Origin of the sequence: Lactobacillus sp. A27, assembly GCF_016742815.1 — a bacterium.
Taxonomy (GTDB): Bacteria; Bacillota; Bacilli; order Lactobacillales; family Lactobacillaceae; genus Lactobacillus; species Lactobacillus gallinarum.
The window spans coordinates 1-16,101 of the sequence record NZ_JAEHNT010000126.1; the positions used below are offsets into that span (position 1 = coordinate 1).

10 protein-coding genes are annotated in these 16,101 nt (G+C 32.5%); all 10 read left to right on the forward strand.

Going from position 1 to position 16,101, the window contains the following annotated elements; translation table 11 throughout:
- The coding region (locus JEM49_RS10250) for a hypothetical protein (protein WP_201874925.1) at positions 1–4,351 on the forward strand (4,351 nt) is incomplete at its 5' end.
- Positions 4,344–4,928 (forward strand): hypothetical protein, encoded by a 585-nt coding sequence (locus JEM49_RS10255; RefSeq protein WP_201874928.1) that lies wholly within the window; start codon positions 4,344–4,346, stop codon positions 4,926–4,928. The genes JEM49_RS10250 and JEM49_RS10255, both read left to right, overlap by 8 nt.
- A gap of 10 nt (positions 4,929–4,938) precedes the next feature.
- Positions 4,939–5,571, forward strand: a complete 633-nt coding sequence (grpE, locus tag JEM49_RS10260) for a nucleotide exchange factor GrpE (RefSeq protein WP_201874930.1) — start codon at positions 4,939–4,941, stop codon at positions 5,569–5,571.
- Between the two features lie 58 nt (positions 5,572–5,629).
- On the forward strand, positions 5,630–7,315 hold the full coding sequence (locus tag JEM49_RS10265; RefSeq protein ID WP_201874932.1) for an Hsp70 family protein: 1,686 nt from the start codon (positions 5,630–5,632) through the stop codon (positions 7,313–7,315).
- Positions 7,316–7,334: 19 nt separating this feature from the next.
- The gene (locus JEM49_RS10270) at positions 7,335–10,286 is read left to right on the forward strand and encodes a zinc ribbon domain-containing protein (RefSeq protein WP_201874934.1); all 2,952 of its coding nucleotides are present in this window, start codon (positions 7,335–7,337) and stop codon (positions 10,284–10,286) included.
- Between the two features lie 14 nt (positions 10,287–10,300).
- The gene (locus tag JEM49_RS10275; protein ID WP_201874935.1) at positions 10,301–11,425 is read left to right on the forward strand and encodes a hypothetical protein; all 1,125 of its coding nucleotides are present in this window, start codon (positions 10,301–10,303) and stop codon (positions 11,423–11,425) included.
- Positions 11,426–11,447: 22 nt separating this feature from the next.
- Positions 11,448–13,982 carry a GAP1-N2 domain-containing protein gene (locus JEM49_RS10280; RefSeq protein ID WP_201874937.1) on the forward strand — a complete coding sequence of 845 codons (2,535 nt, stop codon included), beginning with the start codon at positions 11,448–11,450 and terminating at the stop codon, positions 13,980–13,982.
- Positions 13,983–14,003: 21 nt separating this feature from the next.
- Positions 14,004–14,237 carry a hypothetical protein gene (locus tag JEM49_RS10285; RefSeq protein ID WP_201874939.1) on the forward strand — a complete coding sequence of 78 codons (234 nt, stop codon included), beginning with the start codon at positions 14,004–14,006 and terminating at the stop codon, positions 14,235–14,237.
- A gap of 21 nt (positions 14,238–14,258) precedes the next feature.
- Positions 14,259–14,468 carry a hypothetical protein gene (locus tag JEM49_RS10290; protein WP_201874940.1) on the forward strand — a complete coding sequence of 70 codons (210 nt, stop codon included), beginning with the start codon at positions 14,259–14,261 and terminating at the stop codon, positions 14,466–14,468.
- Between the two features lie 14 nt (positions 14,469–14,482).
- Complete coding sequence (locus tag JEM49_RS10295) at positions 14,483–15,889, forward strand: TRAFAC clade GTPase domain-containing protein (RefSeq protein ID WP_201874942.1); 1,407 nt, start codon at positions 14,483–14,485, stop codon at positions 15,887–15,889.
- Positions 15,890–16,101: the final 212 nt, after the last annotated feature.

Here is a 16,101-nt window from a genome sequence, read left to right on the forward strand (position 1 = left end):
AGCTTCAGCCGATGATGATCTAGATGAAGAAACAGAAGATACACCGGACGAAACTCCTGAAACTGATCAAGAGGTTCCAGACGAGCCGGACGAAACTGTAGCCGATGATGAACTAGATGAAGAAACGGATACGCCTAATGAATCGTCTGAAATTGATCAAGAGGAGAAAAATCCAGAAAATGATGATTCAACAATAGATAATACTGAAAAGAAAAATAGTGATGATTCTGGAGAAAATGGTGATGCTTCGACTCGTCCAAGGGAACAAGATATTAATCCTCAGTTGAATGATACAGATGAGTCAGACGAGGAAACAAAAGAAACTCAAGAAGACGATTCAGATAATTTAGATGAAACTAATGACAATGCATCTGATGCTTCAAGTACTGAAGTAAATGGATCAGATAGTCCCGAGGATATTGATACAGATGCACCAGACGATACGCCAGAGAATGTGTCTGATGATAGCAATGAAACTAATGAATCTACTGAAGATCAATTAGACACTTCAGATATGGAAGACAATGATGATGTCTCTAAAGCAGATGCGGAAAAATCTGATATTCAGGATGTAGATGAAGCAGATGAGACTTCAGAGGATGACCCTGAAAAGAAGAAAGATAACGGAACAGAAGGCGATTCTGGTGATAGTGGAGATGCATCGACTCATCCGAGAGAAGAAGATATTCATCCAGATAAGGAAGAAGTAGAAGCATTTGAAGAAGATGATCCGGATAACGCCAAACAAACAGATTTCCCTGCTGATGCTTCAGAAAATAATGGCAAACCAGAAGAAAATCTAGATGAAGATGAATCATCAGATGCAGCAAATGAACAAACTTCAGAAAAAGATGAAGTAAAAGATCAACCAGAAGAATCTAATACTCAAGATGTGAATAAAGCAGATGAGACTTCAGAAGATGACCTTGAAAAAAAGAAGAAAGATAACGGAACGGAAGGCGACTCTAGTGATAGCGGAGACGCATCGACTCATCCGAGAGAAGAAGATATTCATCCAGATAAAAAAGAAGTAGAAACATCTGAAGAAAATGAGTCATCAGATGCGACAAATGAACAAACTTCAGAAAAAGATGAAGTAAAAGAACATCCAGAAGAAAGAACTGATACTCAAGATGTAGATAAAGCAGATGAGACTTCAGAAGATGACCTTGAAAAAAAGAAGAAAGATGACGGAACAGAAGGTGGTTCTGGTGATAGTGGAGATGCATCGACTCATCCAAGAGAAGAAGATATTCATCCAAATAAAGAAAATGTAGAGGTATCTGACGAAAAAGATGAAACTAAAAATGAAGATTCAGATAATTTAAATGATAAGAATATTGATAATAAGTCAGATATTTCTAATGAAGAAACTAACGAGTCAAAAGCTGATAGGGTTAATGAAGCTTCTGAAAAAGAGACGAATGACTCTGATGTAGAAAAACAATCAGAGAAAAAACAAGTAGAACAAAATACTGAAGATAACTCTGATGGTGATGTAAATAATCCTGATTCTCAAAAGAATTTAGATAATGATTCTAATGAAAATAAAAAAACAAATAATGCGGAAAAGAATGACGTTAATAATAAAGAATCAGAAGCTAATTTAGAAAATAAGAATGATAATGCACAAGTAGATAATCCTAATAAATCAGCTCAAGATGCTGTAGATGGCTCAGCTTATAAAGTAAATGAAACTTCTGAATCAGATGAAAAAAATAATGAACAAGAATCAGTAGATAAGAAACAAGCAAAGAAGAAGGCAAATAATAGCGATACTGGTGATGATTCTGGTGACGATGGCGATATTCAGGTTACTCCAGAATATAAAGATATTCATCCGGAAGAGCAAAAGAATGTAGAAAAGGATGAGGATACTCAAGATCCTAAAGATTTAGGTGAGATTCAAGAATCAGAAGCAGAAAAGAAGAAAGAGTTAGAAGATCAAAAAGAAAAGGAAGATCCTGATAAAGACAAAAAATCTGACGCTAAACATAAGAATCTGGATAAATCAACAGAAAAATCTAAGGCTAATAGTGTAGAAGAAGTCTCCAAGAAACAAGAGGCGGAGAATACTCGACAAAACCAAATTGAAAGAAATCTTGAATCAAAAGATTCACAAAAAGAAACACGGGTAGAAAAGATACCTAATAAAGAAGCATCGGAAGATTCGAAAAAGCCCGAAGATAATGTAGATCAAGCAAAAGAAAAGGAAAACGTAGAGAAGAAAAATGTATCTGGAAAATCTAAAGATATAAATACGACTGAATCTACTGATAAAAAAGCATCATCTAAATTAGAAAAAGAAAAAAATCCAGGTGATGATGAACAAGCAAAAGATAGTAAATTTAAGACACCAAAAAATAATGTAGAGAAAAACAAAAAATCTTTAGATAAAGCAAAAGAAACTAAAAAGTCATCAAATGTAGATAATGTGAAGGAAACTAAACGAGGACAAAAAGATGTTCCTTCAGCAGATCAAAAGAATAAAGAAGTAAACGAAGTTGAAAATGATGCTCCTCGACTTCTATTGTCTGGTCCTAAAGAAACTCCTAATCATAGAAATTTTGAAAGAATTAATGAACTGAGAGTAGCGAATAAACGAGATATTAAAGGAAAGATAGTTACTGCTGTAAAAGCACCATTTGAAATTTTGCAAAATATATTACATAGCCAACGTAGATCATCAAATAGATTCCAAAATAATCGTAGGTACAGAGACGAACGAAAAATAAAAGTATCAGAAACTAATATTAATGATTTGCGTGCAAAGATCCAGAGATTGAATGATTTTAAGAATGCCAATTGGGATAAGTTATCTGAGAAAGAGAAGAATGAGATTGAGGCTGTAATCGGTAATCTTACTAGTGTAATTGGTAAAGATCTTGATCTTAAAGAAATGCCTAAATTAGAAACTTATCATGCTAATGATGATTCAGTTTATGGAAAGTATGACTCAAAGAATAATGTTATTTATTTGAATACAACTCATTTGACTGATGGTATAGAAACTATAGATACATTGGCTCATGAAATGAGGTATGCATGGCAAAATAACTCTACATCTGATAAAGCAAGAAAACTTAAGTCAGATCTGGGGCATCCTAAAGCTTCGATTAGTTATAAGGCTTATAGAAGGCAAGCGAGTGAACGGGATGCTAGGGAATATGCAAATAAGTTTTGTAGTCGGTTAGAAAATAAAAAAACAAGTGAAATAAAGTTTTATACACAGGCACTCTTTAATAACTTAAAGGGAACGTTAAAAAAAGATCTTGAGAAGTATATAAAGAAAATAGATTCTAAGCCTGAAAATATATGCGATCATTTAATGTATTTAACAGATCTTGAAAACTTAAAAAATGTAAAAACAAAAGAAGATTTAAAAAAGTTTTTGAAAACAGATATTGAAGACAGAAGAAATATGTTTGGATTAATGAGAAAGAGTTCTAGATCCAGTAGCTTGTTACACGATGAAAATGTGCTTGCAGATTCTAGAGCCGCTTCTATGATTGATACAAATAGATTGTATAAAACTGTGCAAAGTGGAGTATTAGTATATATATATAATGCTATGCAAAGAGGAAAAAATATTGATGAAATTAAAAAAGATATATTAAATAATGAAGAGCTAAAAAAGAAATTTACAATTAAAGATAAAAATGGGGATGATGAAGTATTATTTAGTAATGGATTGAATGAATATATAGATTGGGGAAGAGGCTCTTTAGGATTATATACACGAAAGTTCTGCAAAAATATTAATGGTTTGCCAGAACCAGAAGCGGGAAATATAGAAAAAATGCCAATATATTTCTGGAGGCAAGGTTCCGAATGGGGCTCTAATTTAACATATGATAGAAATCATCCTAACGATCCTGATGGGCATATACCGCCACTTGCTAAATTGTCTGTTGGTTATATTGAAAATTCTTCGGCAGTACATGAGTATGAACTAAATAAGGTAAAATTTAAACAAGTTATGGATACCATAGATAATATTTCTTCTAAAATTAAGTGGGATCCTGAAGATAAAAATGATAGAAACCATAAAGAAAAACTCATTAATCAAATAAGTTTAAATCAAGTGAAAGAGTTAATAAAAGTATCCGGCAATAAGACTTTGGATAAATATACTATAGCTAACTATATTTCTAAATATAAAAAGTTCCAAAAAGATGCACAATCCTATAATATTACAGATTGTAAATATGGAGTTATGGGGGTAGCGGCACCATTACATGGATATGAAGGAGGTGCACCGCAATACAATACACCGCTTAGTGTTGGCTCTTTAGTAGAGTTGGGAGTTTTAAATCGAGTAAATAATGGAAGTGGAGAAAAATATGCTTAAAAATGAATTCTTAAAAAAAATGCATGAGTATGGTATAAAGCTAGAAGACTATCAGATCGTAATTGATGAGTACAGACCGGTTAGTTATTTTTTAGGAGTATATAAAAGAAAAGATGCATGGATAATTTATGAAGTTGGAGATAGAAATAATGTAGATATTATGTATGAGGAATTGTCCGAAAATAAAATATTTGATGAGTTTTATCAAGAGGTACTTGAAAGATTGCACAGTTTGGGATATGTAACCATAAATATTAGTAAACAAGTGATACAAACATCTGAAGAATATGTATGTAATTTCTTGCAAAAGAAGTATAGCATTTCTAAATTTGATGCCAAGGATATATGGAATGATTTAAAGTATGATTTTCATGTTTTAAATGAAGTCAAATATTTTGCATTAAATGATAAATTTGTACCTTCTAATGATTGCTATAAGGTTGAAGGTTATTCAGCTCAAGATATTTATGAAAAAACTTATCTCACAGAAATTGGTGCTTACAATTATTTGATTTATTTAAAGGAAGATCCAGAACAAGCTTTGAAAGATTTAAAGAATGGATTACCAAGAAAGTAGAGGTATAAATATGGATAAAGAAGAAAAAGATACAACAAGTAAGCAAGTAGACTCTCAAGAACAAAAAGCTACTACTAAAAAGGAGGCAAAACCAGAAGCATCAAATAAAAAAGTTAAAAAAGAAACGGTTGGTACAATCTTGTCAAGACAAATGTCTGAATTAAAAGACTTGTTTAATCAGAAAATAGCAAATGACAAGCACAAAGATCAACTTTTCGATAAGATGCATGCTGAGCTTGTCAAGTATCAACAAGGTTCTATTGATAAGATGATCGATGATATGGCTATGGATGTTATTTTGCTAAGTGATAATACTAAACAAGTTATTGATGCTTATAAAGATAGTGAACCTACAAAAGAAAATTACATTAAACTACTAAATCAATTCCAAGGTATTTCTGATGAATTAGAAGATATTCTTTTTAGACAAGGGATTGAACCATATACTGTTGAAGATGATGAATTTGATCCTAAGAAGCAACGTGTAATTGGTAAGGTTACTACTGATAAGAAAGAGCTTAATAATAAAGTAGCTTCTAAGGGCGTTGTAGGGTACGAAAAGGATAATGGTCAGGTTCTTCGCCGAGAGAATGTAAATATTTATAAGTATCAACCTGAAAAATCACCTTCCAAAGAAGATTAATTAAAATTATAATGTCTGTGTAGTTATTAAACTAATTGTAAAAAGTGAGGAAAAAAGAATGAAAAAGATTTTTGGTATTGACTTAGGTACTACCTATTCATGTATTGCTTATATCGATGAAGATAATAAGCCAGTTGTTTTAAAGAACTCAGAAGGTGAATTGACTACTCCATCAGTTGTTCACTTTGAAACACCTAAGGATGTCCACGTTGGTTCTATCGCAAAGGAAAGTGCAGAACTTTACCCTAATCAAGTTGTTAGTTTCATCAAGAGACACATGGGTGAAGAAGACTATAGCTTAAACATTAATGATGTTGACTATAAGCCAGAAGATATATCAAGTTATATTCTTAAGAAGTTAGTTAACGATGCCAAAGATGAATTATCAATGGAAGGCAAGCTTGATGATGGTGAAGACATCAAAGACGTTGTTATCACTTGTCCTGCCTACTTTGGTATTGCTGAAAGAAAAGCTACCGAAACAGCTGGTAAGATTGCTGGGTTGAATGTTCTATCTATTATTAATGAACCAACAGCCGCAGCTATTGACTACGGTGTAACTGAAGCTGAACAAGAAAAGAATGTTCTTGTTTATGACCTTGGTGGTGGTACTTTTGATGTAACTGTTATTAACATTAAACCTGGTCAAATTAAGGTTATTTGTACCGGTGGTGATAAGAACTTAGGTGGTAAGGATTGGGACGACCGTATCTTAATGTACCTTCAAGGAGAATACCAAGCACAAACCGGTACAGATGATGAAATCTTAAGTGATCCAGAAACTTTACAACAATTATCTGTTCAAGCTGAAAGAGCAAAGAAGTTGCTTTCAGCTAAGCCAAAAGCTCCAGTTCCAGTTAACTATGATGGTAATCACGCTCGTGTTGTTTTGACTCGTGAAGATTTCGAAGCTAAGACTAAGGACTTACTTGATAGAACTGTCGACTACACTAAGGACATCTTCAAGGAAGCTGAAAAGAAGGGCGTTAAGCAATCAGACATTTCTGAAATTTTGCTTGTTGGTGGTTCTTCAAAGATGCCACAAGTTCGCAACAGATTAAAGCAAGAATTTAATATGGACATTAAGATGTTTGACCCAGATGAAGCTGTTGCTAAGGGTGCGGCAATCTACGCAAACAATATGCAAAAGTACAATGAGATGATTCAAAAGATTGCTGATGCTACTGGTAAAGATGCCGACGAAGTAAAGGAAAACATTGATAGTGGTAAGTCAGACATTGCTGAAGAAGCTAAGAAGGCTAACATTACTACTACACCAGGTGAAAGTCACTTAATGCTTGGTGGTGCACAAAAGATCGTCAATGTTTCAAGCCGTAGTTTCGGTATGGTAACTTATGTTGATGCTAATACACAAAAGATTGCCAATATTATTTTAAAGAATGACGAATTGCCAGCAAACAATACTCAAACATTCTATCCTATGCAAGATAATCAACAAACAGTACTTTTACAAGTATATGAAAGTTTATCATCAGATGAACAAATTGATATGGATATGGGTAAAGAAGTAGGTAAAGCTGAATTAACATTAGCACCTAATACTCCTCACACTACTGAAATTAAGGTTACCTTTAAGTTGGATAACGAAGGTTTATTATCTGTTCATGCTGAAGAAGCAATGACTGGTAAGAAGATTGATGCTACATTCCAAACTAAGAATGCAATGTCTCAAGATGAAGTATCTAACGCTATCCGCAGAAGTAATGACTCAAGTGTCGATTAATCTTTAAGAAGATGGAACCATGGAAAGAGAAAATTTCTATATCTTATTAGGATTACCCTTTGATCCACCTGTAGATGATAACGCAACTATTCAAGCAGCTATTAAAAAGAAAAAGCAAGAATGGTCTGCACAGGCAAATAATCCGTTTATGAAGGATGCTGCTCGTTACATTAAGATGGTTGGAGAAATCAAGAAAGTTATGCTTGATCCGGCTCAAAGAGCACAGGAAGCGGATAATGCCAGACAAATAAAAAATCAGAAAAAATCAGAATTAAATACTAAACTTGCACTTTATGTTTCCAAAGGAGATAAGTTAAGTCCGCGTGACTTAAAAAGACTGAAGCGAGACTTTGTTCCTTATGGATTTACTGAAGAAGAAATTAAGGAGAAGTTTAATAAATTAAAAAACAGTCAAGAAAATGAAGAAATTGGTGCTGTTTTAGAGGTAGAGTTGGCTAAGAATATTCAAAAATCTTTTAAGGATTTAGGCCAGCCTACTTCAAATTTCTACGCTTTCTTTAATTTATCTCCGTCATCTTCGGCTGAGCAGATGTATCAAGCTGCTGATAATTTGCGTCAGAAGTTACTGAACAAAGGGGAAAAAAGTGACTTAGATTCCGTTAAACAGACACTTGCAGCACAAGCTAAAGAAATCTTTAAAGATCAGGTAAGTAAACAAAAATATGATAATTACCTGCGCTTAACTAGATATACTAAGTTCAATGCCGAAATTGATGATGCAGCTGGCATTAATCAGCGAGTTATCAATCCTAAAATGAAAGCTAGTCTTTTAAGTGATGCACTTGAAGAATATAAAGATAAATTAAATTTATCTCAAGCATCAGTATATTTGCAGAATTACTGTAAATATATGGGATATAAACTTGGTGATAGCACAATTGTTTGTGGTCAATGTAAAACTGAGAACCCAGCTAATGCTACTGTCTGCAAGAAATGTGGCAAGCAATTAATAATTACTTGTCCACGTTGTGGTGCTAAAAATGACAATGCCACAAAGAAATGTACTCAATGTGGCTTTGATTTGACTAAGATTGATGCAGTTAATGCAAAAATTGACCAAGCTAAAAAGGCTATCGGAGCTAAAGACTATGCTAATGCTTCTAAGTTAATAGAAGAAGCCAAGATAGATTGGCCTAACCATCCTGATATTGCCCCAATCGAAAAGATGATTAGAGATTTTAGAAATGGTTTCGATGCGATTTCTAATAGTATCTCAGCTGCAATCAGTCAGAAGAACTATTACAAAGCCAATGACTTAATTGCTAAGGCACAAAATGATGGTTATCAAATTAGTCAAAGTACCATAAACCAAGTATCACAAGCTATATCTGAGGCGGAAAATAAGATATCACAGATTTCATCTATGAATTCTGATCAAGCCTTTACTGCCTTAATGGGATTATCAGAATCTATTAAAGATAGTTCTGCATTAAATAATGCTCTAAAAAAATATCCACCAAAAGTTCCAGATAAAATTGATGCTAAAACAAGAAATGACGCTGTTACTATCAAGTGGTCTGCTAGTCCTTCTCAAGGTAATGTGGAATACATCCTTGTAAGAAGAGAGAATGCTTACCCTAACAGTGCTACCGATAACGTAGTTTATAAAGGACAAGAGCTCACTTATACGGATACGTCTGTTACTAAGGCTGTACCGGTTTATTATGGTTTATATGTAAGCAGAGCCGGTGTCTTATCACCAATGCTCCGGTTAAGTCAACCTGTGATTGTAGTTGATTCGGTTAGCGATGTTAAAGCAATTGGTTCAGATGGAATAATCAATTTATCTTGGAATTGTCCATCAACAGTTAGTGATGTTAAGCTTCTGGTATACAAAGGTGAAACACAACCTCAATCTGATGATCAATACACGGTTGTAGGGTCTAATCGTTTAGACGGTGCTAAACTTGATAATTTGATTAACGGGAAACGCTACTGGATAAAGATAATTGCCAACCACATAGTAAATGCGCAAACTGTTGCAGCAGCTCCTGTGGTTATAGCGGCTGTACCACAAAAGCCGGTTAAGCCATTAGAAGACTTTAAGGTTACATATTCAAATGGTAATTTTAAAGCAAGCTGGAAGAAAACCGAGTGGGACGTCATTTTATTAAAGTCAGACAAGAAACCTGAATATGCTGTTGGTGAAATTTATACACTGTCAGATTTACAAAAGAAGTTTGATAAGATCAATTTAAATATTGTAGATGATACGGATGGTACATTTACATTAAACTTTATTGGTCAATGTTACATTATCCCAGCAGTCATTAGTGCAACTAATGTCATTTTGAGTAAACCAGTTGCTGTTTCTAATGTTCCTAAAGTTAAAAATATCTTTTCTGATTTCAACAAGTCAAATTCTGAAATTTATGTAAGTTTTGACTGGCCTAAAAATATTAATAAGGCAATGTTGATTTATCGAACCGATGATTATCCTAAGGATCCATCTGATCCAGCTGCTAGAGTAATTGATTGCAATATCAAGCAATATGATGAAAATGCAGGAATATTAATTTCTGATCCACCTTTGGGAACAATTTATGCCAAGATCTATACATATTTTGAAGATGAAGATGGAAAGAAGATCTTCTCTGAAGGTGTAAAGTATCTAATTGATAATGAACCTCAAAGAGATGTTTATTACAGCTTTAAATATAAAAAAGCAGGTCTATTCTCTAAGTCCAGCAAATTAACAGTAGAAATTAATTCAAAAGGACATTTTGTATTTCCAAAATTTGTCATTGTTTCTAAATACCCTACTATTCCTCTTAAGAGAGACGACGGTAATATTATTTTTGAATCTGATAAGGTAGAAATAAATAACTCTTATCGTTTTGAAGTCAAAGTACCGCAATTAAGAAAGGGTAGTAGATTAAAAATCTTTTTCTTAAATGATCAAAACTATAGTAAGTATAAGATTCAAAATAATGGTGGAAGTAAAATTTAGAGAGGATTTTATCAATGTCTAAATATGTGTGTCCTCGGTGTTTTACCGAACAAGATACAAATGATGTTGAATACATTTGTACCAATATAAGTAGATCAAATCCATGTCCAAGACAAAAAAGTCATACTCCTTTTAAACCAGCTGATTTAAAGAATCCGGTTTGTGACAAGTGTGGTCAACCGGTTATGACTAGAGTTTGTCCTAAGTGTGGTTTTGAATTACCAAATAACATTGAAAATACCAATACTTATCCAATTGCTATTATTGGAGCAAAGGAATGTGGTAAGAGTAACTACGTTGCAGTTTTAATTAATGAATTAAAGAATGAAATTGGTAGATCGTTCAACTGTTCTTTAATGGCATGTGGTGACAAGACTATTAATAGATATAGAAATGATTTCTATAATCCATTGTATCGTCACAAGACATGTGTTAAGGGTTCAGATGCTGGTGATGTAGATCCTTTAATTTATTCACTTACCTTCTTAAAGAAAAATGGTTTCTTTAAGAAAATGTTTGGCTCAAAGACTTCTTCTGAATCTATTTCATTAACTTTCTACGATACAGCTGGTGAAAACTTGGATTCTGAAAGTTCAATGTTAACTTTCAACAGATATTTGGCTCATGCTTCTGGCATTATTTTATTACTTGATCCATTGCAATTACCTAATGTACGTAATAAGCTTCAAGGCAAAGTTCGTTTACCAGAAGAAAATACAGATGTTACAGAAGTTTTAAACAGAACCATTGAAGTAGTTCGTCAAGAACAACATTTACCAGATACTAAGAAGATAGATATTCCGGTAGCTATCGCATTTACCAAAATTGATGCGGTTCAAGATTTACTTGATCCTTCAAGTTGTTTACATAATGACTCAGAACACATTTCTGATGGTTATTTCTCTAAGAATGACTTTTCAGATGAAAATGATGAAATGCAAAGTTTAGTTGATGCATGGATGGGTCAAGAATTATACCAATTAGTAAGTGTAAACTTTAATAATTTCGGCTTCTTTGGATTGAGTGCTTTAGGTAGTAATCCTGATACTAATAATGTCATTCCAAAATTTAGACCATTTCGTGTAGCTGATCCATTTCTTTGGTTATTAGCAGAAAGGAAGATTATTCCTACGAAATAACATAAATAGGAATAAGTTAAAGATGAAGGCATCACAATTAATATATACTTCTTGGAAAAATGGAGATTCTCCTAATAAGGGGTATATGGTTTATTCAAAATCACAAGATATATCGGATTCGGAAGTTGATGATATTAAGAAAGTGATGAAGTATGTTCCACCGCTTTCTTTATCACCTACGCCAACCCAAGAAGAAATAACTGCAGACTTTCCTTATAATTTTGCATATTTCAGGTTAAATAGTGGTCGAGTATGTATTTCTTTAGCTACATATTTAGGAAAAGACTATTCTAACAGATATGGTAACTATCTAATTTATGCTTTAGTTCTTGATGAAGAAGATTTGGATCAATATCCAGTTGAATTTTTCGGCGAAAACTTTATGAAAAATTCAATGACTGATGAAGAGCTTAACGCAAGTAGTCCTGTTCCTCCATTACCCGTTATTGATATTGAGGAAGTAGGGAACATAGTTACTGATGATGTGGTTATTGATTTTGTTAATGACCATCAAAAAGAAGTAGAATATTTCATTTCAGCAGTACTTGAATCTAGAAAAGAAAATGTGCCTTTTTATTTAAACGATACTAGGGAAAATATTATTCTTTGGATTGCTATTATTCAAAAGCTATTTTCAGTATCAGTTGCTAAGCATATTTATTTCTCTTCTTATGTTTATGAGCCAAGTAGGTTTGTAGAAAAAGGTTTGAATGGATCACCAATTGAAATTGATTTACTGGGTGTAAGATCGGATAATGATGAATTCGATTATGCTACTAATACGAACAATTCAAATCAAATTATAATGGATTGTGTAAACCACATTACAACTAAAGATATCGAAACTTTAGATATTGCACGTGATTTAACAGAAGACTATTCATTAGGAATGGACACAATCTATGAATTTGGAGATTTCCTAGATGCAGTCGGCTATTCAAAATTTGATTATAATTTAGTTTACTTATACAGCTTATTTAAACTAAATAAGTATAAGAAACTAAACTATAATGAATTAAAGCCTATTTTGGAGTTTGCTTATAACAATATAAATGATGAGCAAAATACTGAAATTGCAAGAAATGTGTTGAATCTTATCAAGGATAATATTGAAACGATTAACCTTAATGATGTAAATATTTTGATGAAATATTTGTATAAATATGCTGGTTATATGGCATATTCATTACACAGTATTTTCTTCGATTTAATTTCAAGATTAATTGAAGAAAATGGTATTGAGTCAGCAAATGAATTAGTTAACCAAATTAAATCTGAATTACCTGTTTCATTTGATGAGATAAAGACATACTTTGTTTCTCCAGAAGAACAAGATCGTGAAAAAGTATATTTAAAGGATAATCCTAATATTAATCTAAATATATGGTTTAGTAGTTTTATACTTAATGAATTTGTTATTGATGGTACAGTTGAAAATGAATTAAGTGAACTGTTAGATATCTGTTTACAAAATCTGGCTCAAGAAGAAAATGCAATTGATTGCTTAGAGCAAATTCTGAAATTATGTAAGAATGATGTTAAGTTAGAATCTTATATAATTAATACAGTTTACCAATTTGCCAACAATAAGAGTGATTTTGCTACACGTTTAGGTGATTGGTTAAGTAGCAGTGATAATGATCATGCTCAATCAATTCTAAACACACTGATGTTAAACGGTAGTACAATGCAATTGGCTGTAAACATAGAAAGTCAATATATTCAAAAAGCATCTAACAAATCAGAAGCCTTTTGGGACTTTTATGACAACCACAAAGAATATTTTGGCAAAGGAAAAGATCTTGATCTAAGTAATATTTTAGATGCATATTTAAATGGTGATATCACTGATAAGGATGCACTAGAAATATTACATAAAATAGATATTTCGTTTTTAGTCAAATATTCAAGAATAAACGATATATTATCTATATTTGAGTCAGAAGATGTCAATGCACTTCTTTCTATCGATACTGATGATTTATATAAGATGGGAGATATAATTCAGACAGCTAAGATAGGAGAAACATTCCCTAAGATTTATATAGTTGCTATATCCAAAAATACTTTGGATCTAGTTAAACATAATGAGGATTTTAGCAAATTAATTATCAGATTTCCTGATTATGTAAGCTTACTAGATAAGAAAGATTATAGAAGCTATTTAAATGAATTTCTGGCACGTTTTCTTGGATATGTATCTTCAGAAAAAGAACTTGTTGCTTTGTTTAACAAGTTTAGTTCAGACACATATGAAAAATACTTTTACAAACAATATACTGATGATCTTAAAATCATCAAGAAAGTAAGTGAAGCCAGATGGATGGATCTTTTAGTATATACGTGTTTGGCCATTATTTTAAATGAAGATGAAGTAGTAGAGAAATATACACCTGACTTTAATCATTATCTGAAGAAACTTAAGCCAGAAGAATTTAGTAAAGTAGAAAGAAAAACAGAAGTGAAGTTACCACCTAATATAGATACTAAGTTCTTTGAAAAGGCTTTGGAAAAGGAAAGTTTCACAGATAAAGTGGGCAGATTCTTTAGAAGATAAATCTTATGGAGGAAAACAAAAATGGGTAATTTTCAGGATGAAATAGATAAAGAATTGAAACGTGGCAATGAAGAAGGAACAGTGCTTAGCATTATCTTTGCCATCATATTCATAGCTTTTATTATTCTTTACTTTATGATTATTATTGTTGCTGGTTTAGGCGCAATTATAGGTGGTTACTATTCAATTAAGAATTACATTCTAGCATTTAAGCATAATGTAATAGACAGTAATAGAAAGCCGAAAGTGGCATAAAAAACATAACAGGAGTTAAGAATGGGCGATAATGAAGATGATTCTTGGGGCTGCGGTTGTTTAGCCCTTGCTGCAGGAATAGTTATACTCTATCTGTTAATGTATATAATCGGCTTTTTGGTCGTTGTAATTTGTTTAGCAGGTGCAGGGGTAGGAAGTTATTACTCAATTAGAAATTATATTTTAGCATTTAAAGATAATGTTATAGATAATAATCGAAGTAGAAAGTAGAATGAGGAGTAAAAATGAGTAAAAAAGAGGCACAGCCTGCTCAAGTCAGCTATTTCTTTGGAAAAGGATATAGTGATTTATGGAATACTATTAAAGAAGCATGGGCTTTAAATAGACAATCGATTGCAGAGCAAAATGCTAAAAGAAAAGCAAATAAGTTTTTCTCTTTTCGTGGTGGGTTAGCATTAACTTCTTTAATTTGTATTGCAATTTTTGGGACTATTGTTACTGCTATGACTTCAGCTTTGCACATTGTAATATTATTTGCAGCTTTCTTAGTTGTATATTTGATGTTTACAGTGGTTTGGTTAGTAGATAGATTCTATATGTACATTCATAAAATTTCTAATGCATGTCCATATCCAGATTGTCAGGCACACTTTTTGCTACCTATTTATGTTTGCCCTAAATGTGGTGTATCACATACGAATCTAGTTCCAGGTAAATATGGTATCTTACACAGAACATGTCAATGTGGTGAAAAATTACCTACTACATTTTTCAATGGTAGAAATAATTTAGATGCACTTTGTCCAGTATGTAAGCGTCCACTAAAAGGTGATACTGCAAGTAGACAACTTACAATACCTGTAATTGGTGGTCCAGCTGTAGGTAAGACCTGTTTAATTAATATGGCTATTGATAATATGGTTAACAATGTTGCTCCTAAGCTGGGCTGGAATATGGACTTTATTTCGGATACTGAGTATAAGCAATATAACACTGTTATTAGTAACTTTAAAAAGGGAATAGTACCTAATAAGACTGATGAAGATGCACTTACTGCGTGTCAATTGATGATTAAATTGCCTAATAGTAAAGTAGGTAGACGTCTTTATATTGATGATATTTCTGGTGAAATGTTTTCTGATAGTGGAACAATTCAACATAATAACGCCTTTAGTTATGCCGATGGCTTTGTATTCTTAATTGATCCGTTAACTATTCCTGATTATAATATGAAAGTAATTGATAAGGTTAATCCTGAGGATTATGGTGCAAGTACAAAAGATTTTGATGATATTTTTGATATCATGTTAAGCAACTTGCAAGTTTTATTTGGATTAAAACCTAGTGATGTGTTAAAGAAAAACCTGGCTGTTGTAATTAACAAAGGTGATATTCCTGGCTTATCTGATGAAATTGGGGATGCAGCAGCAGAGAATTATATGAAATCTCATAAAGATTGTAAGAATATTAATGATGCTAAAAATGCTGTATGTAAGAACTTCTTGGTTGAAAACGGAGAAGGCAATTTTGTTAGAGAAGCTGATGAGAAATTTAAGAAAGTACAGTACTTCACTTGTAGTGCATTAGGTCATAATAAGACTGGTAAGCCATTTGAAGGTAAGAATACTGAAAAGCCATTCCTTTGGATTATGAATCAAATTGATCCTAAGTTAGATTTAGCTAAGGCATAGATGTTTAAACAGTTTCATTATTTATTAAATTAATAAAGGTAGATAGAGTGATTAAGCGTTGACCATTTTATCTACCTTTTTTCTTATACTTAGATTGAGGTTGAGGTCGACAACAGAATGGAAGTAAGGTAAGCGTCATATAACCGAGTATCTTTTTTAGTCCGTATTTTTCAGGTATTCTAATCTCATCAATTTAATGGAGGTTAAGAATA

What these genes read in the sequence shown, in the direction of transcription:
- JEM49_RS10255 (WP_201874928.1), top strand. Translation starts at nt 4,344, where the DNA reads ATGCTTAAAAATGAATTCTTAAAAAAAATGCATGAGTATGGTATAAAG.
- grpE (WP_201874930.1), top strand. Translation starts at nt 4,939, where the DNA reads ATGGATAAAGAAGAAAAAGATACAACAAGTAAGCAAGTAGACTCTCAA.
- JEM49_RS10265 (WP_201874932.1), top strand. Translation starts at nt 5,630, where the DNA reads ATGAAAAAGATTTTTGGTATTGACTTAGGTACTACCTATTCATGTATT.
- JEM49_RS10270 (WP_201874934.1), top strand. Translation starts at nt 7,335, where the DNA reads ATGGAAAGAGAAAATTTCTATATCTTATTAGGATTACCCTTTGATCCA.
- JEM49_RS10275 (WP_201874935.1), top strand. Translation starts at nt 10,301, where the DNA reads ATGTCTAAATATGTGTGTCCTCGGTGTTTTACCGAACAAGATACAAAT.
- JEM49_RS10280 (WP_201874937.1), top strand. Translation starts at nt 11,448, where the DNA reads ATGAAGGCATCACAATTAATATATACTTCTTGGAAAAATGGAGATTCT.
- JEM49_RS10285 (WP_201874939.1), top strand. Translation starts at nt 14,004, where the DNA reads ATGGGTAATTTTCAGGATGAAATAGATAAAGAATTGAAACGTGGCAAT.
- JEM49_RS10290 (WP_201874940.1), top strand. Translation starts at nt 14,259, where the DNA reads ATGGGCGATAATGAAGATGATTCTTGGGGCTGCGGTTGTTTAGCCCTT.
- JEM49_RS10295 (WP_201874942.1), top strand. Translation starts at nt 14,483, where the DNA reads ATGAGTAAAAAAGAGGCACAGCCTGCTCAAGTCAGCTATTTCTTTGGA.